Raw genomic sequence first — 22,366 nt, forward strand, 5'->3', positions numbered from 1 at the left:
ATGGTACTGCAAGGGGGACCTTGTGGGAGAGTAGGACGCCGCCGGACTTAACGTAGAAACACCAGGGCACCCCTGACCATTCGTGGTCAGGGGTTTTCTGCGTTCCCGGCCCGTCCACAGAGCAGGTGGCAGGGACAGACACCGCGGTAGGGTTGTCGGGTCATGACTGCGCCATTCACCACCGCCTCCGGCTCCGACATCCGCGTCCGCTTCTGCCCGAGCCCGACGGGGACCCCGCACGTGGGGCTCATCCGCACCGCGCTCTTCAACTGGGCCTACGCCCGCCACACCGGCGGCAAGCTCGTGTTCCGCATCGAGGACACCGACGCCGCCCGCGACAGCGAGGAGTCGTACGCGCAGATCCTCGACGCGCTCCGCTGGCTGCGGCTCGACTGGGACGAGGGCGTGGACGCCGGCGGCGAGCACGGACCGTACCGGCAGTCGGAGCGCACCGCGATCTACGACGACGTGATCGCGAAGCTCAAGGAGTCGGGACACATCTACGAGTCCTTCGTCACGCCGGACGAGATGGAAGCCCGCAACAAGGCGGCCGGTCGTGACCCCAAGCAGGGCTACGACAACCACGAGCGTGATCTGACCGATGCCGAGCGCCAGGCGTTCCGCGACGAGGGCCGCGAGCCGGCGCTCCGTCTGCGGGTGCCCGACCGTGACCTGAGTTTCGACGACCTGGTGCGCGGGGAGATCACCTTCAAGCAGGGCACGTTCCCCGACTTCGTGGTGGTCCGCCCGAACGGCAAGCCGCTGTACACGTTCACCAACCCGGTCGACGACGCCCTGATGGGCATCACGCACGTGCTCCGGGGCGAGGACCTGCTGTCGTCGACCCCGCGCCAGATCGCCCTGTACGAGGCGCTGTACGAGATCGGCCTCGCGCCCTCCATCCCCGTGTTCGGACACCTGCCGTACGTGATGGGGGAGGGCAACAAGAAGCTCTCGAAGCGTGACCCCGAGTCGAACCTGTTCCACCACCGCGCCGCCGGCATGATCCCGGAGGGGCTCGTCAACTACCTGGCGCTGCTCGGCTGGTCGATCGGGCCCGACCGCGACGTGTTCTCGATCGACGAGATGGTCGCGGCGTTCGACGTCACCGACGTGAACCCGAACCCGGCCCGTTTCGACCACAAGAAGGCCGAGGCGATCAACGGGGACCACATCCGTCTGCTGGCGCCGGAGGACTTCCGGTCGCGCCTGCTGCCGTACCTGTCGGAGTTCATCAGCGACCCGGCGACACCGGAGCAGCTCGAGGTCCTGACCAAGGCGGCTCCGCTCGTGCAGGAGCGCATGCAGCTGCTCGGCGAGGCACCGGCGATGCTCGGGTTCCTGTTCACCTCCGACGCCGACCTGGTGGTCGAGGACGACGCGCTGGCCTCGCTCAAGGGCGACACGGCGACGGTCCTGAACGCGAGCACCGCCGCGCTCGAGGGTGTCCAGGACTGGACCACCGAGGCCATCGAGGGTGCGCTCCGTTCGGCCCTCATCGACGAGCTCGGCCTGAAGCCCCGCGTCGCCTTCGGCCCGCTGCGCGTGGCAGTGTCCGGGCGTCGCATCAGTCCGCCATTGTTCGAGTCGATGGAGATCCTGGGCAAGGAGTCCACCCTGACCCGGCTCCGCGCCCTCGCGGCGCGCTGACCGACCGTGAGCAGCACGGAGCACGCCGACCAGGTCGTGCACGACGTCGCGGTCATCGGCGCCGGGCCGGCCGGGCTGAGCGCTGCGCTCAACCTGGTCCGGGCGAAGCGGACCGTGCTGCTCGTCGACGCGAACCGACCCCGGAACGCCGCGACGCTGCGGTCGCACGGGTTCCTGACGCGCGATGGCATCTCGCCGCTCGAACTCCGCAAGCTCGGGCGGACCGAGGTCGAGGGGTACCCGGAGGCGACGGTCGTGCAGTCCGTCGTCGACCTGGTGACCCCGGACCCCGACACGGACACCTGGCGGGTGCACGGTTCGTGGCGGGGCGCCGAGCTCGAGGCCCGGGCCCGGACGGTCGTCGTGGCGACGGGGTTGCGTGAGGAGTTCCCGTCGCTGCCGATGCTCCGCGCGTTCTACGGCACCGCGGTGCACAGCTGTGTCGAGTGCGATGCGTACGACAAGGCCGGGCAGCCGCTCGCGTTCATCTGCGAGACCGACGACGTCGTCGACCGCGCACTGCTCATCGCCGCGTGGACCGACGACCTGATCGTCTACACGAACGGGGTGGCGCCGCTCGACGACGCCGGCCGCGCTCGACTGGCGGCCGCCGGGATCGTCGTGGACGAGCGGGTCGTCGAGGACCTCGAGGGCGATCGCACCGGGATGACCGGTGTCCGGCTCGCCGACGGCCACGTCGAGCCACGGACCGGCGGGTTCGTCCGACCGGTGTGGCACGCCGACCTCGACTGGCTGCGCACCAGCGCCACCACGAGTCCGAGCGCAACGAGCGGGAACACGGCCGCGAACGACGACACGCCCGAGGCGCTCGACGGGCTCCAGCGCGACACGCAGGGACTCCTCGTGGTCGACCGGGTGGGCCGGACGTCCGTCCCGGGGCTCTACGCCGTGGGAGACGTCACACCTCCCGGGCCGGAGCAGCTCATCGTCGCCGCCGGACACGGAGCCGCGACCGCCGCCGCCGTGCACCGAGACCTGGTGGGTGGTCTTGCGGACCTCCGGGATGCTGTACAGTAGTTGATCGTGCCCCGGGTGACCGGGCCAGAAGGCCGACAGGCCTTTTGGGGTATGGTGTAATTGGCAACACAGCGGTTTCTGGTACCGTCGTTCTTGGTTCGAGTCCAGGTACCCCAGCACTCGACGAACAGCCCTCGGGACATCCCGGGGGCTGTTCTCGTTTCCGGGACCTTCTCGTTTCCGGGACCTTCTCGTTCCGAGCGTCCTCATCGGCGATGCACGGCGCATCCACGGTGCCACCACGGCTGATCCGGAGGTTGCGCGGAACCGCACGATCCCCGAGCCGGGGGAGCCGCCGTGCGGGAGGCGCCCACGGCGGTGGACCGGTCGTTCCGGAGTCGTACCGTCCGGGGCGGACGCAGGCCGCGCCTCCCGGCCGGTTGCGGTTCCCCGCACCGGGCCGACGCCTGCTCGCGGGCCGGGGGAACGCGGACCTACGGTCGGAGGACCGTCGCGGGAGTCGTGGCGGTCCGCTGCTGAGCACCCGAGGTGTCATCGTGACCTCCGTCGACCCGCTGACGACCGTCGATCCCTGGAACCACCCCGCAGCCGTGCCCGCGGCGGCCGACCACTCCGTGCTGGACCGCTGGGACCGCGTGGTGGCGCTCCGGGGCGACGCCGCCGCGCTCGCGGGGGACGGCCGTCCGTACACCTACGCCGAAGCGGACCGGGCCTCGCGCGCGCTGGCCGCAGCCCTGGCCGTGACGCTCCGACCCGACGACCACAGCGGCGCCGGTGTCGGCGACACCCCGGGCGGGGCGTCGAAGCCGGTCGGGCTGATGGCGGGGCAGTCGACCGAGGCCGTGATCGGCATCCTCGCGCTGGTGCGTGCCGGACGGACCGTGGTGGTGCTCGACGACCACCTGCCCGCAGCACGCCTGGCGCACGTGGCCCGGCTCGCCGGCGTCGACGAGATCGTGGCAGACACCGAGCGTGCAGCGCTGGCCGCCGACGCGGTCGCGGAACGGGACGGCCGGGTGCACGCACTCGGCGAACTGCTGGACGCGGGTGAACCGGGCGCGGCCCCGTCGGCGGACACCGTCGGCGTGCGCCCGGGAGGGCGGGACCCCTTCGCCATCGTCTTCACCTCCGGCTCGACCGGCATGCCGAAGGGCGTCGTCCTGACGCACCGGCAGCAGATCGCCGACGCCGAGCAGGACGCGGTCGCGCTCGGCCTCGGCCCCGGCGACCGGCTCGGTGTCGTCCTGCCGCTCTCCTTCGCGGCCGGGCTCCTGTTCTCGTTCGACACGTTGCTCTGCGGCGGCACCATCGTGCTGCTCGAGCCGCGTGAGCTCGGTGTCGAGCGGCTGCTCGGGCGGTTCCGGGACGACGACGTGAACGTGCTCGTCTGCACCCCGCACCTGCTGCGCTCGATCATCGGGTCGCAGAACGCCCCCGGGTCGCACGGGACGGCCGCCGGGACCGCACCGGTGCTCGGCGGGCTGCGCTTCCTGATGACCACGGGCGAGTCCGTCACCGGCGCCGACCTCGCCGCTGCCCGACCCCACCTGGACCCGGACACGCTGCTCCTGAACGCCTTCGGCTCGAGCGAGACCGCGTGCGTCGCGTACTGCCCGGTGGCCCCGGGTGAGCCGGTGCCCGAGGGCGTCGTGCCCGCCGGGTGGCCGTTGCCCGGCAAGACGGTCCTCGTGCTCCGAGAGGACGGCAGCCCTGCCGACCCGGGGGAGACCGGCGAGCTCGTCGTCGTCTCCGACGCCCTGACCGCGGGCTACTGGGGTGCGCCGGAGAAGACCGCCGAACGGGCGGGACACACCGGCGAGGCCGAGGCCGTCGCCGGCATCCCCGTCGGGACCCCGAGCTGGCGGCAGGGCGACCTGGCACGCGTCGACCCCGACGGGCGGCTCGTGCTGCTCGGCCGATCCGACGACGCCGTGAAGGTCCGTGGCTACCTGGTCGAGCCGAGCGAGGTCGAGGCGGCGCTCCGCGCGGTCCCCGAGGTGCACGACGCGGTCGTGACGGCACAGGTCGACCCCGGTTCCGTCACCCGGCTCGTCGCCTACGTGGTCGGTCGCCCGGGGCACCGCACCCCGGCACCGGGTGCGCTCCGACGGGCGCTCCGTGAGCGGCTGCCCGAGTACATGGTGCCGGCCTCGATCGTGCCGATGACCGAACTGCCGCGGAACGAGCGCGGCAAGGTCGACCGGGCCGAACTCCCCGGGGCGCCGAGCGTCGAGACCGAGATGGTCGAGGGCGAGTACGACCAGTGGGAGCTCGTCGTCGGGCAGATCTGGGCCGAGGTGCTCGGGCTCCGGGGCGTGCACCTGGACGAGGACTTCTCCGCCCTCGGCGGCGACTCGCTGTCCGCCGAGGAGATGCTCGCCGTCGTGCAGGACCGGCTCGGGGTCGACCTGCGCTCCTCGGACGTGCTCGAGCACCCGACGCTCCGCGCCTTCGCCCGACGGGTGCGGAGCGGGACGAGCGCGCTGCCGAGCCACCCCGACGTCGTGAAGGTGTCCGAGGCGCGCGAGGGCGGCCGTCCGCCGGTGTTCTGCTTCGCCGGTGGCGGTGCCCTGGCGCTGACGTTCCTGCCGCTCTCGCGGCACCTGCCCGCGCACGACCTGTACGCGTTCCAGCAGCACGCCCTCGAACGCCGCGGGATGCCGGACTGGAACATCGAGCGGAGCGCCCGCCGCTACCTCGCCCTGATGCGCATCGTCCAGCCCCGCGGCCCCTACCTGCTCGTCGGGCACTCGCTCGGCGGACTCGTCGCGCTCGAGATCGCCCGGCTCCTGACCGAGAGCGGCGAGCAGGTGGAGCACGTCGTCCTGCTCGACACCTACCTGCCCCGCACGAAGTCCGAACAGGCCCGCCTGCACTTCGGCCGGATGGAGCCGCGCGACCAGCCGAACACCGCCGTCCGGGCCGTGCAGCGGGGGCTCGACCGCGCCGTCAGGCGGGTCCTGCCCGCGGGCGTGCCGTACGGGGCACTGTTCGCCAAGCGGCTCCGCGCGTACACCGCCGGCGTGCTGCGGCACGGTGGGCAGAAGGACTTCGACGCCTTCTTCGACCAGGCCGAGATCGTCACCAGGCGCCACCACCCGACGCCGTTCCACGGGCGCGCCACCTACGTCCTCGCCGACGCCAACCCCGACGCCGCCGGGTGGTCCGCCCTGCTGCGCGGGCCCACCGAGATGGTGCGGATCGCGAGCGAGCACACGTCGCTGCTGCGGGAACCGCACGTCGCCGAGCTGGCGGTCGCGCTGCGGGCCGCCTTCGAGGCGGCGGACGTGCCGCAGGGCTGAGACCGGCCCACGGGCGGACGGGAGGCGCGGTGCCGGCTGGCACACCTCCCTCGCAGGCTCGGTCAGCGCGCCCCGCGCAACGCTTCGCGTTGCCGCTCTGCGGGGCGCGCCCGTCCGCTCGTCCTGCGTCCACCACCCGCCGGCCGCCGCGCCGGACCGCGAACCTGCACGACCGTTGCGGGTTTCCGTATCCGCACCCGGGTGTCCGCAAGGGACCGCACCGCGCATTGACCCTCCCGCTGGCCACGGCGATGGTTGGAACCGCGGGGGAGAGTACCCACTCACCCGCGGCAAGCAGGCGGCGTCGTACCCGCGTCCCGCTGCTCGACCGACGACGGTCACCGTCGTCGATGCGTCATCCGAGGACGCGCCGCTCGTCTCGACGAGCCACCACCCGACAGCAACCCTGACCCGACAGGACCGCGCCATGCCCGCACGTACCGTTCGCCCTGCAGACCCGAGGGTCTCCGTCGTCATCCCGGCACGGAACGAGGCCCGCAACCTCGAGATCATCCTCCCGAAGCTCCCGCCCGTGTACGAGGTGATCCTGGTCGACGGCAACTCCGTCGACGATACCATCGCCGCCGCCCAGCGCGTGATGCCCGACATCCGCGTCGTGCACCAGACCCGCAAGGGCAAGGGCAACGCCCTGGCCTGCGGCTTCGAAGCGGTCACCGGCGACATCGTCGTCATGTTCGACGCCGACTGCTCCGCGGACCCCGACGAGATCCCGCGGTTCGTCCAGGCGCTCGTCGACGGCGCCGACGTCGCGAAGGGCACCCGGTACTCGCTCGGCGGTGGCAGCGACGACATCACGATCGTCCGGAACATGGGCAACCGCGGCCTGAACATGCTCTGCAACATCATCCTCGGCACCCGCTACAGCGACCTCTGCTACGGCTACAACGCCTTCTGGGCGGACGTCCTGCCGGAGATCGGTCTGCTGTCGTCCGAGCTGCCGAAGCCGGCCGACGGTTCGATGCTGTGGGGCGACGGGTTCGAGATCGAGACCGTCCTGACCTGCCGCTGGTCGGCCGCCGAGCTCGCGATCACCGAGGTGCCGAGCCACGAGAAGCTCCGCGTGCACGGTTCCAGCAACCTCAACGCCGTGACCGACGGCATCCGCGTGCTGAAGTCGATCATGCACGAGCGTCGTCGTGCCGCGATCGGCCGTGCCGAGGTCCGTCGCGCGGCGATGAGTGTCGTGCCGCCGGCCGAGCAGCTGGCCGCGCCGGCTGCTGCGCCGGTTGCTGCTGCTCCCGTCGCTGTTCCCGTCGCTGCGACGCCCGTCGCCGCTGCGCCGGTCGGTGCGTCCGTCGCGACCCCCGTCGCCGCGTCCGCCGTCGCCGGGGCAGCCGTCGTCGCGTCCGTCGTCGCCCTCGAGGAGGACGTCGCGTGACGACCGTCGCGGTCGTCATCTGCGCCTACACCCAGCAGCGCTGGGGCGACCTGCAGGACAGCGTCGAGTCGGCCAAGCGCCAGCCCGAGGCCCCCGAGGTCGTCGTCGTCATCGACCACGAGCCCGAGCTCCTGGCCCGCGCCGCCGCGCGCTGGCCGGAACTCCGGGTCGTCCCGAACACCGAGGACCGCGGACTCTCCGGGGCCCGGAACACCGGTGTCGCCCTGACCGACGCCGACGTCGTCGCGTTCCTGGACGACGACGCCACCGCGGACCCCGACTGGCTCGGACACATGCTCACCGCGCTCGAGGACCCCGACGTCGTCGGTGTCGGCGGTCGTGCCACGCCGTCCTGGCCGACCGCGACCGGCCCCGGCCCGTACGCCGACGAACTGCTCTGGATCGTCGGGTGCTCGTACCGCGGGCTGCCCGAGACCCCGGGCGACGTCCGCAACGTCATCGGATCGAGCATGGCGTTCCGCCGCGACGCGATCCTGCTCGCCGGCGGCTTCCGCTCCGGCATCGGCCGCGTCGGCAACCAGCCGCTCGGTTGCGAGGAGACCGAACTCTGCATCCGCATCGCCCAGGCCCGTCCCGGCGCGCGGATCCGGCACGAACCGCGCTCGAACGTCTCGCACCGGGTCTCCCCGGACCGTGTGACGATGCGCTACCTGCGCCGCCGCAGCTACTACGAGGGCATCTCGAAGGCCGTGCTGAGCCGTCGGGTCGGCACCGGCGACTCGCTCGCCAGCGAGTCGACCTACCTGACCCGGGTGATCCCGGGCGCCGTGCTGCGCGAACTGCGCCACGTCGGTCGTGGCGGAGGCCTGCGGGCGTACGCCATCGCGCTCTCCGTCGTCTCGACGGTCGCGGGCTACGCCGTCGGCCGGGTCCTCGGCACCGTCGTCGTGCGGACCCCGCCCGCACCCGCACCGCTCCCGCAGCCGGTGGGCACACCGTGACCCGCGCGACCCTGGCGATGGTCCTCTCGCCGGTCGTGACCGGGCCGCTCGTCCCCACCTGGGACGGCGCGCTCTGGGTCGGCGAGGTGGACCGTGCCGACGTGCACGCGACGAGTCACCGGGACGTCATCGCCCTGCAGGGATCTGCCGGGTACGGGCGTGCCCGCCTACTCGTCCGCGACCACGGCGAGCCCCTCGGCTTCGTCGAGGCCGAGATCACCGAACGCCGTCGCATCGGCGGCACCATCGACGTCCGTGCGCTCCTGCGCGCGATCCGGCCCATGCCGGCACCCGAGCGTCGGCCGGCAGCAGGTCTGGTGCTGCCGTCCGTCACCGTGGTGCTCTGCACGGACGGCGCCGCCGGCACGACCATGCGGTCGGTGCTCGCGAACGGGCACCCCGACTTCGACGTCGTCGTCGTCTCGCACGGCGCCGACGACGGCGGTGTGGCGACCGTCGACATCGGCGGACGCCGCATCACCACCATCCCCGCGCCCGACGGCGGACTCGCCGCCGCGCGGAACGCCGGCCTGCTCGTCGCGACCGGCGACGTCGTCGCGTTCGTGGACGAGGGCGCCGTCGTGGACGGCGACTGGATCGCCGCGATCGCCCGCGCCTTCGCGGCCGACCCCGACGTGGCCTGCGTCACCGGGCTCGTCCCGAGTGCCGAGCTCCGGACGCCGGCGCAGCGCTGGCACGACGACCGCACCCCCGGTGGGCGGACCGTCCGCCGGCGGGTGTTCCGGCTCGACGACCCGGTCGACGACCTCCCGCTGCACCCCTTCGCCGCCTCGGCCTACGGCACCGGCGCGAACCTCGCCGTGCACCGCGCGACCGCGCTCCGGATCGGCGGGTTCGACACCGCCTTCGGGCCCGGCACGCGCGTCGGCGGTGGCGACGACCTCGACCTCTTCACACGACTGCTGTTCGCCGGATCCGCGATCGCCGTCGAACCGGCCGCGATCGCGTGGCAGCGATCGGCGGACGACGTCGCGTCGCTCCGCGCCGCCGCTGCCGCGCACGGCCACGGACTCGGAGCCTGGATGACCAAGAACGCACTCGACCGCGACACGCTGACCGCCTCGGTGGACGCGGCGCCGGAGGCCATCAGCGCCTTCGCACGCCTCGGCCTCGAGCAGGGCGACGACGTTGCCGACGCTGCTCCGGCGAACGGCCACGGGACGGGTGCCGCGCGTGACGCGGACACCGTCGACGCCGTCGACGCGGAGTTCGCGGCGACGAAGCGCCGGTTACGTCGCGTCGAGCGGCGCTCCGTGCTCACCGCACCGGTCCTGGCGCTCCGCGAACGCATGGGCGGCGCGGGGACGATCGACCGGACGGCGCACGGTCGCCACGAGCTGCAGCGCGGCCTCGACACCGCCGGGCCGGCACGACCGACCCCGGGTGGCGCGATGAGCCCGGCGGCGCGACTCGGTGCCGCCGCGATCGTCGTGCTGACGCTCGTGCTGGCCGCCGTCGGCAGCGTCGTCGAGCTGCCCACCCTGCGGGCGAGCGCCGTCGCGGTCTTCCTGTTCGCGCTGCTCGGGGTCGCCCCGATGCTGCTCGTCCGTCCGATGTCCCTCGCACGGTTCGCCGTCCTCGCTGTCACGGGGTCGCTCGTCGGCACGATCGGCATCGGCTACACCATGGCGACCTTCCACATCTGGGCGCCGACGGTTCCCTTCGTCGGTGTCGTCGTGCTCACCGCGGCGGCGCTCGCCGTCTCGGTACCGCGTGACCTGGCGGAGCTCCGTCGCGCCGGCCTCGTGCGCCGCGAGACCGCCCGGCCCCGGTGGAGCACGACCGCCACCGCGACGGCGCTCTCGCTCGGCGGGCTCGTCGTCGTGGTCGTCGCTGCGCTCACCCACATGGGCGACCCGGTGCCCGCAGGCCTGTTCGGCTCGCTCGGCCCCGGCCTGGTCGTCGGCCTCGTGCTCGTCGTCGCCGCGGCGGTCATCGCCCTGGTCCGCGGCCGCGCGCTCGCCGTGCCCGTCGTCGTGCTCGGCGGTGTCGTGCAGCTCGCCCAGGCGATCACGTACGGCGTGCCCACCGTGACCGCCGCCGCGCGGCACATCGGTGTCGTCGAGTACATCCGCCAGTTCGGTGGGACCAACCCGTCGGCCGACATCTTCCAGACCTGGTCCGGCCTGTTCGCCGGCGCGGCCTGGGTGGCCGACGTCGGGGGCATCGTCAACACGATCCTCATCGCCGCGTGGGTGCCGGTCTTGCTCGCCTTCAGCACGACCATCGCCGTCGGGGTCCTGGCGGCGCACTGGCTGCCCGGTGCCCGTCGGCCGTGGATCGCAGCGCTGCTGACCGCGATGACCGGTTCGCTCAACACCACGTACTTCTCGCCGCAGTCGACCGGCATCCTGATGTCGATCGTGATCCTCGTGCTCGCCACCGGACCGCTGCGCGATGCCGCAGTCACCACCGCCGACGGCTCCGTCGCCGCCAAGCCGCGGGCACGGCGGGTGGGGCTCTCGCGGATCGTCGCGATCACCCTCATCGGCATCGTGCTCGCCGTGACGCACCAGATCTCGCCGTACCTGACGGTCGCCGCACTCGTCACGCTCATCGTGTTCCGGATGCTCCGCCCCTGGTGGCTGCCCGTCGTCGTGCTCGTGCCGGCGGTGGTCTTCGCCGCGCTGAACGGCGACATCCTCGGACGGTTCCTGTCGCTCGCGGCGGTCGGACGGGTGCTCGACAACGTGCAGCCGCCCGCGCACGACATGACCGTCCTGCCGAAGCCGCTCGTCACGCGTCTGGCGTTCGACATCCCGGCAGCCGCGCTCGTCGTGCTCGGGCTCATCGCCGTGCTGACGGTGCTGATGCGGCGCGACCGGACGCACTGGGCGCTCCTCGCCACCGCCGCGAGCCCGATCTCGCTGCTCGTCGCCACGAACTACGGCCAGGAGGGCGTCTTCCGCGTCGTGCTCTTCGCGACGCCGTGGATCGCGATCCTGGCGGCGGCGCTCCCGATGCCCGCCGGTCGGTTCGCCCCGGTCGGGGCGGTCCTGCAGCGGGGGATGCGCCCGTCCGCCGTCCGGTTCGCGGTCGCCGGAGCAGCGGTGGCGGCGCTCGTCGCGATCGGTGCGTTCGGGCAGACCTCGCTCGACTGGAACCGCGTCATGACCCGGAGCCAGTCCGCGGCGACGCAGTACTACGACCGCACGGCACCCGCGGGCTCCGTGATGCTGCTCACCGGGTCGGCCAACGCCGTCCCGAGCAACACCGGCGCACGGTACTTCGACGTGGGCTACCTGTCCCGCGAAGCACTCGGCCCGTACCCGGACCCGACCGGCGGCTACGACGCCGAGGCGGACCTGTCGAACGTGACGCGGGAACTCGTCGTGAACTGGTCTGCCACCGGCTACTACGCCCTGGTCGCGGAGCCCTTCGGCGCCTACGACGAGCGGTACGGCTACCAGAGCGACGCCGACTACCAGGAGCTCGCCGCCGCCATGGCGTCCTCGCCCTACTGGAAGCGGGTCTGGTCGTCGGGGACGACCGCGATGTACGAACTGACGACGGAGGGCCTGCGCCATGCGACCGACTGAACCGACCTCCGACAGACCGCGACGGACGCGACGGGCCACCGTCGCGTCCGTCGCGGGCGTGGTCGCCACGGTGCTCGCCGTGCTGGTCGCGCCGAACCTCGCGGTCCAACCCGCCGCGGCCGCGGCCGCGGACTGCAGCGCCGGGCGGGTGCTCAACGTCGTCGCCCACCCCGACGACGACCTGCTCTTCCAGGGCACGGACCTGCGGAAGGACATCGACGCTGGGCGCTGCGTGCGCTCGGTGATCGTCACCGCCGGTGACGCCGGCAAGCCCGACTGGTACTGGCAGGAACGCCAGGTCGGGCTGATGGCCGCCTACGCGAGCATGGCGGGCGTCGACCCGGCGTCGACGACCGGCTCCACGACGGTCGCCGGACGGACCCTGCTCACCGAGACCCTGACCGCCGACCCGCGGATCAGCCTGGTCTTCATGGACCTGCCGGACGGCAACGTCGAGGGCAACGGCTTCTGGGCGAACGGCTACGAGAGCCTCCAACGCCTGTACACGGGCGACATGGACACGCTGCACACCGTCGCGGACGCCCCGCACGCCGCCACGTACACGCTCGCGCAGCTCCGGGCGACGCTGCAGGGGATCGTGCAGGACTTCGCACCGACGGACATCCACACCCTCGACCACGAGGGCGAGTACGGCGACGGTGACCACAGCGACCACCACACGGTCGCGTACCTGACCGACCAGGTGCAACAGCAGTACACCGGCACGCACGGCTTCACCGGGTACATGGGGTACCCGATCGCCGACCGTCCGGCGAACCTGACGACGGCCGAGACCCAGGCGAAGGCCGACGCGTTCTTCACCTACGCCGCGCACGACAGTGAGACCTGCGCCTCGTACGAAGCCTGCTCGGCTCGACCCGAGACCTCGTGGCTCAGCCGGCAGTACACCGCCGGCTCGCCGGTGCCGACCGACCCCACCGACCCGACCGACCCCACGGACCCGACCCCGACCCGGACGGACGTGACGGGTTCGGCGTCGGTGACGGCGAGTGCGGAGAACCCGGCTGACGGTCAGACGGCCGTGAAGGCGGTCGACGGTGTGGTGAGCGGGTACCCGGATGCGCCGACGGCGGAGTGGGTTGCGCCGTCTGGTCGTGCGGGGACGTGGATCCAGCTCGGGTGGGCGGGGGCGACGGCGTTGGACGCGGTCGACCTCGCTGATCGGCCGAACGCGGTGGACCAGGTGCTGGGTGGGACGTTGACGTTCTCGGACGGCTCGAGTGTGCAGGTGCCGGCGTTGAGCAACGGTGGTGCGGTGCAGCGGATCACGTTCGCGGCGCGCAGTGTCACGTGGGTGCGGTTCACGGTGACGGCGGTCAGTGGCGGGACGCAGAACGTGGGCCTCGCCGAGATCCGCGCGCTGGCCCCGGCCGACACGACGACGCCACCGCCGACCCCGACCCGGACGGACGTGACGGGTTCGGCGTCGGTGACGGCGAGTGCGGAGAACCCGGCTGACGGTCAGACGGCCGTGAAGGCGGTCGACGGTGTGGTGAGCGGGTACCCGGATGCGCCGACGGCGGAGTGGGTTGCGCCGTCTGGTCGTGCGGGGACGTGGATCCAGCTCGGGTGGGCGGGGGCGACGGCGTTGGACGCGGTCGACCTCGCTGATCGGCCGAACGCGGTGGACCAGGTGCTGGGTGGGACGTTGACGTTCTCGGACGGCTCGAGTGTGCAGGTGCCGGCGTTGAGCAACGGTGGTGCGGTGCAGCGGATCACGTTCGCGGCGCGCAGTGTCACGTGGGTGCGGTTCACGGTGACGGCGGTCAGTGGCGGGACGCAGAACGTCGGACTCGCCGAGATCCGCGCGTTCTCCCCGGCGAGCAGCGGCGGTACGACGCCGACGCCGACGCCGACGCCCACGCCGACCCCGACGCCGACGCCCACCCCGACGCCCACTCCGGGCCTGCGGGACGTCACCGGCTCGGCGACCCCGACGGCGATCGCCGACAACCCGGCCGACGGCCAGACGGTCGCGAAGGCTGTCGACGGCGTCGTGTCCGGCCACCCGGTCGACCACACCGCGGAGTGGGCCGTGCCCTGGGGACGGACCGGCATCTGGATCCAGCTCGACTGGTCCGCCCCGGTCGCGCTCCAGCGCATCGTCCTGCACGACCGTCCGAACAGCGACGACCAGATCACGAGCGGCACGCTGACGTTCTCGGACGGCAGCCAGGTCGCCGTGGGCGAGCTCCCGAACGACGGCAGCGCCCGGACGGTGGACTTCACCGCCCGCAACGTCACCTGGGTGCGGTTCACCACCACCGGGGTGTCGAACAGCACGATCAACGTCGGTCTCTCGGAGGTCCGCGCATGGACAGCTGGATGACCCCGGACGAGGACGGCCGCCGTCCCGTCGCCGAGCAGTCGGCCGCCGCGCACGGTGCCCCACCCGCGCACGGCCTCGGCGCCTCCCGTCACCGCACCCCGCTCCGGACACGGGGACGACGGGTCGCGATCGTGGCCGCCGCCCTGGTGGTCGCGGTCGGTGCCGTCGCCGCGGCGACCACCGGCACGACGTCCGTCGGCCCCGGACCCAGCGGGGTCGCGATGCCGACCGGCGACGGGGACGGCTGGAAGCGGGTGTTCTCCGAGGACTTCGACGAGTCCGCCCCGTCCGGCGGGTTCGAGGCGGCCTACGACGACCGGTTCACCGTCTACCACGGCTTCGCGGACACCGCGGGGACCGGTCGGTACCAGGCGTCCACGCTGAGCGCCCACGACGGGATGCTCGACATGCACCTCCGCACGACGAAGGCGGGCACCCCGCTCGCCGGCGGGGTCGTGCCGCTCGTCGACGGACGATGGGGCGGACAGACCTCGGGCCGGTACAGCATCCGGATGAAGAGCGACGAGGTCGACGGCTACGGGGTGGCGGTGCTGCTCTGGAGTGACGAGAACGTCTGGGCGCACGGCGAGATCGACTTCCCCGAGGGTGCGCTCGGTGCGCCCGCCTGGCTCAACGTGCATTGCCTGGTCGACCCGGCCGAGAAGTGCATCCACCACGAGACCGACGCATCGCTGGCCGATTGGCACACGTACACGATCGAGTGGACGCCCTCACGGATGTCGTTCCTGGTCGACGACGAGGTCGTCGGGAGCACCACCCAGGACATCCCCGTGGAGCGCATGCACCTGGTCGTGCAGACGGGATCCCTCGAGGGCCTGCCGCCCCGGGACGCCGCCGGGTCGTTGCTGGTCGACTGGATGACGATCGACGTGCCCGCGGACGGCGAGAGCCCCCGGGCCACGCTGCCGTCCACGGAACCCACCGCCGGCTGACGCCGCCGAGCCCGGCGCAGATCGATGCCGCCGCAGCCCGGCGCGCACGCACGACGCCGGGCCCGGCGCCGTTCAGCGCCGGGCTTGTGCCAGCAGCGCCTGGAGCAGCGCTCGCACGTGCGGCTCGCGCCCGTAGCGGTCACGCACCCACGCGCGGCACCGTGCGGCGAGTGACGGGTCGAGCTCGGCGTCGTCGAGGGTGTCGAGCAGCTTCTCCGCCAGTGCGTCGGGGTCGGCCGGGTCGACGGTGTACCGCGCCCAGTCGCCGGACAGGATCTCCCCGGTGCCGCCCGATGCGGCCGCGACGACGGGACGGCCGGCGGACATCGCCTCGACCACGACCCGGCCGAAGCCCTCGGGCTCGATGGACGGCGCCACCACGACGTCGGCGGCGTGCAGGAGCGGGACGACGTCGTCCCGCTCGGGGAGCACGAGCACGGAACCGGCGGGGAGCGCGTCGATCGCGGCGTGCACGGCGTCGGCTTCCTCCGGGTAGAGGGCACCGGCCAGCACGAGGAGCGGCGCGGGTGCCGCGTGACCGGCCACGGGGGGAGTGGTGATCGGCACGCGTGCCGCGGCGCTCGTGCGGACGCGACCCCACGCCTCCAGGAGGGCGAGCACGCCCTTCGACCGGGTGAGCCGACCGTAGTAGAGCACCGTCGGGGTGTCCTCGGCGATGCCGAGTGCTGCGCGGGCGTCGTGCACCGACGCCGGGGTCGCGGCCGGGAACGCGTCGGTGTCGACACCGTTCGGCACGATCGTGATGCGGTCCGTCGGCACGCCGGACGCCGCCCAGGCGCGCGCCATCGCGTGCGAGACGGCGAAGTAGCGGGTGCGGCCGCCGGCGATCGGTCCGAGCCGCCGGTAGTTCGGCGCGTGGTGCAGGTGCACCGCGAGCGGGACCCCGGAGACGAGCGACGCGACGCGGCCGAACGGCAGGTACTCGGGGCGGTTCAACCAGAGGACGTCGAGGTGCGATCGTCGGATCCGCAGCCCCTCGCGGGCGAACCGCCAGGCGTCGCGGAGCGCGGTGGTGATGCCGAACCGGTAGTCGGTGGCCTCCACCAGGCGCACGCCCATCGCCTCGTAGGGCGGCGGGCCCTCGGCGGCGCGCGGGGACTGGGCGTTCCGGTGCCAGACCTCGACCTCGTGGCCGGCGGCGACGAGCTCGCGGGTGTCCTCGAGCACGCAGCGTTCGAGTCCGCCGGTGATGGCGAGTCCGGTCACCAGGACGCCGACGCGGAGTCGGCGGGTGCCGTCGGTTGCAGTCTGCCGCGGTCTCACGAGACACCACCCCTTGCGGTCTTCAGTCGGCGGAGGAACCAGGGGAGGCAGGCGACCACCCCGGCGATGCGGACCCAGTTCCAGAGCACGTCCTGCGGTAGGAGCAGGGACGCGGCGGCCACGACGAGCGCGGCGAGGGTCGTCAGGACGATCCGGGCTCCCGGTCCGCGCCACTCACGGCGATCGGGCAGGGCCAGCAGCTGCATGGCGGCCAGGATCGCGTAGGCGACGACGGTGGCGAGGCCCGCGCCGGCGATGCCCAGCACGGGCACGAGCACGAGGTTCGCGCCGATGTTCACGGCGCCGGCGATCGCGGCGATCACCCCGACGGCGACACCGCGGCGTTCGACCAGCAGCAGGCGTCCGGTCGCGCCGCTGGCGACCACGGGGAACGCGGTGATCGCGACGACGAAGACGACGACGGAGAGCTCCTGCACGCGGTACGACGCCGGGGCGAGGATCGGCAGCGCGACCGGTGACACCAGGGTCACGGCGAGCAGGACCGGTCCGAGCATCTTGTACAGCTCGTCGCGGGAGTGCATGGCGAGCTGTCGGCGGGCGACCGGGTCGCGGAGGGCGGCGAAGTGCGGAGCCCACGCTTGGTTCGTGAAGGTCAGGAGCAGGATGACGGCCGAGCCGACGACGTAGGCGATCTGGTAGCGGGCCACCTCGTCCGGGCCGAGCAACCGCTGGACGACGATCCGGTCGCCGGCGTTGAGCACGAAGTACGACAGGTTGCCGAGGGCGATCGGCACGCCGAGGCGGAACGCCCGGGCGGTGGTCTTGCGGTCGAACAGGCCGGCGAGACGCGGGCGGGTCGCCGCGATGCCGATGACCATCGCCACGCCCTGGGCGACGACGCCGCCCCACGCGTAGGTGGTCGCGTCGGCCTGCACCCAGGTGAGGAGCCCGAGGCCGATGGCCGAGCCGCCGATCGAGGACAGCAGGCTCGTGACCGCGAAGACCCGGATGCGGTCCTGGGCGACGAGCAGCGCCAGCGAGATCTGCACGATGGCGGCGGGGCCGGTCCAGAGCACCGCGACGAGGAGCAGCGGGTGGTTGCCGACGAAGCCGGCGGCGTCGGCCCAGACCGGGATCGTGGTGAGCGCGGCGACGGTGACGACGATCGCGGTGACCATGCCGACGGCGAGCAGGCCACGCGCCCGGCGGTCGTCGCCGTCCTCGGCGCGCTGCAGCACCGACGCCTGGTCGATGCCCAGCACGGCCAGCACGACGAGCGCCTGGTACAGGGCGATGGCCGAGGCGAGGACGCCGAACTCGGCCGGCGGCATCAGGTGTGCGAGCACCGGGGAGATGAGCGACGAGACGACGAGCTGCATCGACCAGACGACGACGTACAGCAGGCCGCGGCCGAACAGGACGGAGGCGCCCTTCCGCACCGCGATCGACCCGGTGTCGAGCGACTCGGGCACGGGTGCGATGGGCTCCGCGGCGAGGGGCACGGGCGCGGCTACCTCGGCCTCGCGCGCTGCGCGGGCCTCGCGGCGGGTCTGCGGGGGGAAGCTCACGGCGCGATCACCGCTGCCGCATCCTGCCGTGCGGACGCCGACGCCGACGCCGTCGCGGACGCCGATGCCGTCGCCGCGCCCTGGCGCAGCCCGAAGGCAGCGTCCACGACGTCGAGCAGGTCACCGCTCAGGTCGGTCGAGAACTTCCGCGCGAACAGGTGCTGCACCTCGACGTCCGCGTCCGTCCGACGCTCGAGCAGCTGCCCCGCGTCGGCGACGGTCAACCACGGCGGGCTCTTCCGCGCGGTGCCGTCCCACCCGATCCACCAGAGCGGCTGGGAGACGTGCTCGTCGGCGAACCCCGGTGTCAGCGACGGCGAGTTGAGCACCGACGGCACGAAGGTCTCGTCGGCGACCCAGGTGCGCTGCCAGAACCGGACCAGGTCGGGGCGCTGGTCGACGGTGTCCACGACCGCGGCGGCGTGCCGACGGGCGAGGACCTTGAGCTGCGAGCCCCCGGCGAAGGAGACGTTCGCCGGCACGCGGCGGGGGACCGGCAGCCGGAGCATGTGCTTCCGCCACGCCCAGTGCCGGAACCGGATGCGGGAGATGCCGCCGTCACGGCCCCACGGTGCGAACGGCAGCGGGTTGACCGAGATGAACGACTCCTCGCGGTGGGACTCGAGCAGGGCCGTGATCTCGGCGGGGTTCGCGAGCGGGTAGTCGCTGCCGGTCAGCACGGCCACGTGCGAGGCGTCGGTCTCGGCCAGGGCGGCCCGGTAGCCGGACACCTCGGCGGCGACGTTCTCCCAGCGTGCCCAGCCGGTCCGGATGCGGGGGAGCAGGCGGACGCGGTCCGGCAGTCCGTCGGTCATGGCGCGGAACACCGTCTCGGGGGTGCGCGCGTCGCAGTGCAGGAACACCGGGAACGGGTCGAGCGCCTCGACGAGTCGGCGCACGTGTGCCGGGTCCTCGTGGGCGAGGACGATGCACGCGGGGACCGCGGGGGAGATGGCCATGGACGCGACGCTAACCGCGCCCTTCCGGGGCCGACAAGGCGACCCGTGCCCGTCTGCGGGGAAGCGGCGGTTTCCCGCACCGCCCCCGATCGGTCAGCGCTCGGAGCGCCGGATCAGCGCTTCTTGCGGAACTTCTGGCAGTCGCAGAGGGCGCAGTCCGTGCCCGGACGGTAGTGCTCGTGGGCGTCCTGCACGTGGCCGCAGACGCAGGTCACGGCGTCGACCACGAAGACGCTCTGTTCCGAGGGGAGCACAGCGCCGAGCTCGTCGGTGGGGCCCATCGACATGCGTCCTCCTCGTGCCCGGCGTGCTGCCGCCGAGTCGTCCTCACGATCCTACCGTCCGGGGGTGTGCACTGGCGGCAAACCGCAAGTCGGACGACCGTCGCCGCAACCGCGGGCGGCCGCCGTTGACCCCGCAGCAGGCCCACCGGAGCATCGGACCATGACCGACCAGCAGGCCACCACCACCCGCGTGCTCACGCTCACGCCCGCGATGCCGTCCCCGGACGTGCCCGCCTGGGCCGGCGCGGCCTGGGTCGGTGCCGTCGACCGACGGGAGGCGCTCGCCGCGTCCGCCGTCGAACTCGCCGGCGCCACCGGCTTCCGCCGCGCCCGCCTGCTCGTCCGTGACGGACGCGAGATCGCCGGGTTCGTCGACGTCAGCGTCGACGCGGACGGCGGCGTGGACCCGGCCGAGCTGGGACCGGCCCTGCGCGCGCTGCGCACCACGGGCCTCCCGGACGCCCCCGCGAGGACGCCGGTCGGGCGCATCTCCGTCGTCATCGGCACCCGCGACCGGCCGGACGACCTGCGCCGCTGCGTGCGCTCGGTGCTCGCGTCCGAGCACGACGACTTCGAGGTCCTGGTCGTCGACAACGCGCCCACCACCACCGCCACCCGCGACGTGGTCACGTCGCTCGCGGACCCACGCCTGCGGTACGTCCTGGAGGCCCGACCCGGCGTCTCGCGCGCACGGAACGCCGGACTCGCCCTCGCGTCCGGGGCCGTGGTCGCCTTCGTCGACGACGACGTGGTCGTCGACCGGCACTGGCTCGCAGCGCTCGCCGACGCGTACGCCCGCGACGCGGACGTCGTCTGCGTGACCGGCCTCGTGCCCAGCGGCGAACTCCGGACCCCCACGCAGCGGTACTTCGACGAGCGCGTCACCTGGGCGCGCAACACCGACCGCCGGGTGTTCCGTACGTCGGCGCCGCCGGCCGACCTGCCGCTGTTCCCGTTCTCCGTCGGCGCGTTCGGCACCGGTGCCAACATGTCGCTCCGCCGCTCGGCCGCGCTCGCCCTGGGCGGGTTCGACGTCGCACTCGGCCCGGGCACCCTGGCCCGCGCCGGCGAGGACCCCGACCTGTTCACCCGGGTGCTGTTCTCCGGCGGCGCGCTCGCCGTGGAGCCCTCGGCCGTCGTCTGGCACAAGCACCGGCCGGACCGTGCGGCGCTGCGCTCGCAGGCGCTCGGCTACGGCACCGGCCTCGGCGCGTGGGTCGCGAAGCTCATGCTGCGCCCGCGCACCGCACTGGCCGTGCTGCGTCGGGCGGTCGGGGCGCTGCGGCAGCTCGGGGCGCTCGGGCAGGGCACCGGTGCCGACGCCGACCAGGTGTCCGCCGCGGTGGACGCCGTGGGCGGGTGGCCGGTCGACGACGCGTTCCGCGAGGCGACGGCCGGCCTCAAGCGCGTCGAGCTCGTGGCGGCGCTCGGCGGACCGTGGCGGTACGTCGTCGGGCGGTCGCGGCGCGGGTGACCGCGCTCCGCGTGCACGGCACGCACCGGACGGACGGGAGGCCCGTGGCGACGCTGCCACGGGCCTCCCGTCCGTCCGGTGCGGACGTCTCCTGCACGCCGCCTACGGGCGGAAGCGGCCCTCTTCGACCTCGCGCCAGAACCGACGGCTGCGGAAGTACGCCGCCGGACCCGCCGGGAAGCCGCGGAACTCGTGGTAGGCCAGCGAGCGCGGGATCCGGGTCGTGGAGGCCTCGGTGATGCTCTCGGCCGCGGCGTCACGCCGGCCGGCCAGTCGCGACACGAGCTGCTTCAGTTTGATCTTGCCGGCGCGGGGCATCAGCCGTGCGAGCACGAGCGCGTGCCGGCGGTCCTTCGCGATGAGCTCGCACATCAGCGCCGTGAACCCGACGCCGTTCGAGTGGAGCTGTCCGTGCAGCCCGGCGAGGTCCTGGCGGTGCCGGTGGTGCACGACCGCGCGTGGTTCGAAGCCGATCCGGCCACCGCTCCACAGGATGTCGATGAAGATCGCCAGGTCCTCGCCGCCGCGGGCCGGCACACCGGCACCGAGCACGGGGTCGAACCCGCCGACGGCGTCGAACGCCGACCGTCGGACCGCCCAGTTCGCGCCGGCGCCGTAGCCGCCGATGCCGTACACGGCGAAGTGCTTCTGCACCGAGCCGTCGGGTCGGACGGCGCGGGCCTGCGCGTGCCGCATGACCCCGGGGACGTCGTCCGGCACGATCGTCACCGGCTGGAAGGTGCGCTCGCCGCTGAAGCCGCCGTAGTACGCCTCGTACCAGATCTGCGCGGGGGTCTCGAGCTCGACGGGCAGGATCATCCCGGTGACCGCGGCGACCTCGGGCTCGCGGACGAAGCGCGTGCCGATGGACCGGAGCCACTGTGCGTCGACCCGGACGTCGTCGTCGGTGAACGCGATGATCTCGCCGTGCGCCGCGGCGACCCCGGCGTTGCGGCCGGCGGAGCAGCCCGGACGGCGCTCGGTGACCAGCCGGACGTCGCGGCCCTCGAGCAGCCCGGGCAGGGCGTCGACCTCGGGCAGCTTCACGCGGTTGTCGACGAGGATGACCTCGTACCGCGGGTAGTCGAGGTGCTCGAGGAAGTCGAGCAGCTTCCGGATGTCCTCGACCCGGGTGACGATGGTCGACACGACGATCGAGATGAGCGGGAGCTCGAGGTCGGGGATCGGGGTCTCCGTCGCACCGGAGGTCCGTGCGATGCCGTCCACCAGGGGCGCCATCGCGCGGGCGGCGTCGGCCGGGTCCGCGGTGAGCAGCACGTCGAGGGTGGTGACGGGGAAGCCGTCGCGGTAGCCGACGACGAGCGCGGAGGAACCCGACTCGTCGGCGACCAGGCGCGGCAGCGGAGCGTCGAGGTCGACGCTGACGACCCGACGGGGGCCGGGCACGGTGACGGAGGAGTGCAGGGTCATGGTCGGGACGCTACGACCGCCCGCGGTGTCCGGACAACGGAGCGGACCAGCAGTGGCGGGGTTCGTGCGGGGTTCCGCAGTGCGGTGCGTGTGCCCCGGACGAGGGTGAGCGCTCACCCAGGAAGCCACGGGAACCTCATGGGTCACGCTCAGGTCACGGAACCGATGCAACCGGTTGCGCTCCCGCTGGACCGGGCGTAGCTTCCTCCACCAGCAGGCAGCGGCGCCTG

At 73.2% G+C, this 22,366-nt stretch carries 14 protein-coding genes and 1 tRNA gene; 10 read left to right on the forward strand and 5 right to left on the reverse strand.

Annotation, left to right across the window (positions count from 1 at the left end):
- The first annotated feature begins 162 nt into the window (after positions 1-162).
- The 9 genes from gltX to QRN49_RS10670 all read left to right on the forward strand — a co-directional run bounded on the left by gltX (position 163) and on the right by QRN49_RS10670 (position 15,175).
- Positions 163-1,650, forward strand: a complete 1,488-nt coding sequence (gene gltX / locus QRN49_RS10630; protein WP_284755681.1) for a glutamate--tRNA ligase — start codon at positions 163-165, stop codon at positions 1,648-1,650.
- A 6-nt stretch (positions 1,651-1,656) separates the two neighbouring features.
- The gene (locus QRN49_RS10635) at positions 1,657-2,688 is read left to right on the forward strand and encodes an NAD(P)/FAD-dependent oxidoreductase (RefSeq protein ID WP_284755682.1); all 1,032 of its coding nucleotides are present in this window, start codon (positions 1,657-1,659) and stop codon (positions 2,686-2,688) included.
- A 45-nt stretch (positions 2,689-2,733) separates the two neighbouring features.
- Positions 2,734-2,805: transfer RNA gene (locus QRN49_RS10640), tRNA-Gln, on the forward strand.
- 380 nt (positions 2,806-3,185) lie between these two features.
- Positions 3,186-5,951 carry an AMP-binding protein gene (locus QRN49_RS10645; protein WP_284755684.1) on the forward strand — a complete coding sequence of 922 codons (2,766 nt, stop codon included), beginning with the start codon at positions 3,186-3,188 and terminating at the stop codon, positions 5,949-5,951.
- Between the two features lie 427 nt (positions 5,952-6,378).
- Positions 6,379-7,350 carry a glycosyltransferase family 2 protein gene (locus tag QRN49_RS10650; protein ID WP_245165670.1) on the forward strand — a complete coding sequence of 324 codons (972 nt, stop codon included), beginning with the start codon at positions 6,379-6,381 and terminating at the stop codon, positions 7,348-7,350.
- The gene (locus QRN49_RS10655) at positions 7,347-8,312 is read left to right on the forward strand and encodes a glycosyltransferase family 2 protein (RefSeq protein ID WP_071405691.1); all 966 of its coding nucleotides are present in this window, start codon (positions 7,347-7,349) and stop codon (positions 8,310-8,312) included. The genes QRN49_RS10650 and QRN49_RS10655 overlap by 4 nt, the downstream gene beginning before the upstream one ends.
- Entirely contained in the window at positions 8,309-11,872 is a 3,564-nt protein-coding gene (locus QRN49_RS10660) for a glycosyltransferase (RefSeq protein ID WP_284755689.1), read from the forward strand. The genes QRN49_RS10655 and QRN49_RS10660 overlap by 4 nt, the downstream gene beginning before the upstream one ends.
- 58 nt (positions 11,873-11,930) lie before the next feature.
- Positions 11,931-14,222, forward strand: a complete 2,292-nt coding sequence (locus QRN49_RS10665; RefSeq protein WP_284755691.1) for a PIG-L family deacetylase — start codon at positions 11,931-11,933, stop codon at positions 14,220-14,222.
- Positions 14,207-15,175: a glycoside hydrolase family 16 protein gene (locus tag QRN49_RS10670; RefSeq protein ID WP_284755692.1), complete on the forward strand. Its 969-nt coding sequence runs from the start codon at positions 14,207-14,209 to the stop codon at positions 15,173-15,175. The genes QRN49_RS10665 and QRN49_RS10670 overlap by 16 nt, the downstream gene beginning before the upstream one ends.
- Positions 15,176-15,247: 72 nt before the next feature.
- On the opposite strand, the gene QRN49_RS10675 is transcribed toward QRN49_RS10670, so the two are convergent.
- The 4 genes from QRN49_RS10675 to QRN49_RS10690 all read right to left on the reverse strand — a co-directional run bounded on the left by QRN49_RS10675 (position 15,248) and on the right by QRN49_RS10690 (position 19,234).
- Positions 15,248-16,459, reverse strand: a complete 1,212-nt coding sequence (locus tag QRN49_RS10675; protein WP_284755693.1) for a glycosyltransferase family 4 protein — start codon at positions 16,457-16,459, stop codon at positions 15,248-15,250.
- The gene (locus QRN49_RS10680; RefSeq protein ID WP_284755695.1) at positions 16,456-17,988 is read right to left on the reverse strand and encodes a lipopolysaccharide biosynthesis protein; all 1,533 of its coding nucleotides are present in this window, start codon (positions 17,986-17,988) and stop codon (positions 16,456-16,458) included. Before QRN49_RS10680 ends, QRN49_RS10675 begins: the two co-directional genes overlap by 4 nt.
- A complete protein-coding gene (locus tag QRN49_RS10685) occupies positions 17,985-18,947 on the reverse strand; it encodes a beta-1,6-N-acetylglucosaminyltransferase (protein WP_284755697.1) in 963 nt (320 codons plus the stop codon). The genes QRN49_RS10680 and QRN49_RS10685 overlap by 4 nt, the downstream gene beginning before the upstream one ends.
- Positions 18,948-19,060: 113 nt before the next feature.
- Positions 19,061-19,234 carry a hypothetical protein gene (locus QRN49_RS10690; protein WP_163343513.1) on the reverse strand — a complete coding sequence of 58 codons (174 nt, stop codon included), beginning with the start codon at positions 19,232-19,234 and terminating at the stop codon, positions 19,061-19,063.
- A gap of 157 nt (positions 19,235-19,391) precedes the next feature.
- Here QRN49_RS10690 and QRN49_RS10695 point away from each other — a divergent pair, with 157 nt between their 5' ends.
- On the forward strand, positions 19,392-20,705 hold the full coding sequence (locus QRN49_RS10695; protein ID WP_284755700.1) for a glycosyltransferase family 2 protein: 1,314 nt from the start codon (positions 19,392-19,394) through the stop codon (positions 20,703-20,705).
- A 102-nt stretch (positions 20,706-20,807) separates the two neighbouring features.
- On the opposite strand, the gene QRN49_RS10700 is transcribed toward QRN49_RS10695, so the two are convergent.
- On the reverse strand, positions 20,808-22,136 hold the full coding sequence (locus QRN49_RS10700; RefSeq protein WP_259572851.1) for a glycosyltransferase: 1,329 nt from the start codon (positions 22,134-22,136) through the stop codon (positions 20,808-20,810).
- Positions 22,137-22,366: the final 230 nt, after the last annotated feature.

The sequence above is a fragment of the Curtobacterium sp. ME-Dv--P-122a genome, from assembly GCF_030209645.1.
In the GTDB taxonomy this organism is placed as follows: Bacteria; Actinomycetota; Actinomycetes; order Actinomycetales; family Microbacteriaceae; genus Curtobacterium; species Curtobacterium flaccumfaciens.

What these genes read in the sequence shown, in the direction of transcription:
- gltX (WP_284755681.1), top strand. Translation starts at nt 163, where the DNA reads ATGACTGCGCCATTCACCACCGCCTCCGGCTCCGACATCCGCGTCCGC.
- QRN49_RS10650 (WP_245165670.1), top strand. Translation starts at nt 6,379, where the DNA reads ATGCCCGCACGTACCGTTCGCCCTGCAGACCCGAGGGTCTCCGTCGTC.
- QRN49_RS10670 (WP_284755692.1), top strand. Translation starts at nt 14,207, where the DNA reads ATGGACAGCTGGATGACCCCGGACGAGGACGGCCGCCGTCCCGTCGCC.
- QRN49_RS10685 (WP_284755697.1), bottom strand. Translation starts at nt 18,947, where the DNA reads ATGGCCATCTCCCCCGCGGTCCCCGCGTGCATCGTCCTCGCCCACGAG.
- QRN49_RS10690 (WP_163343513.1), bottom strand. Translation starts at nt 19,234, where the DNA reads ATGTCGATGGGCCCCACCGACGAGCTCGGCGCTGTGCTCCCCTCGGAA.
- QRN49_RS10695 (WP_284755700.1), top strand. Translation starts at nt 19,392, where the DNA reads ATGACCGACCAGCAGGCCACCACCACCCGCGTGCTCACGCTCACGCCC.
- QRN49_RS10700 (WP_259572851.1), bottom strand. Translation starts at nt 22,136, where the DNA reads ATGACCCTGCACTCCTCCGTCACCGTGCCCGGCCCCCGTCGGGTCGTC.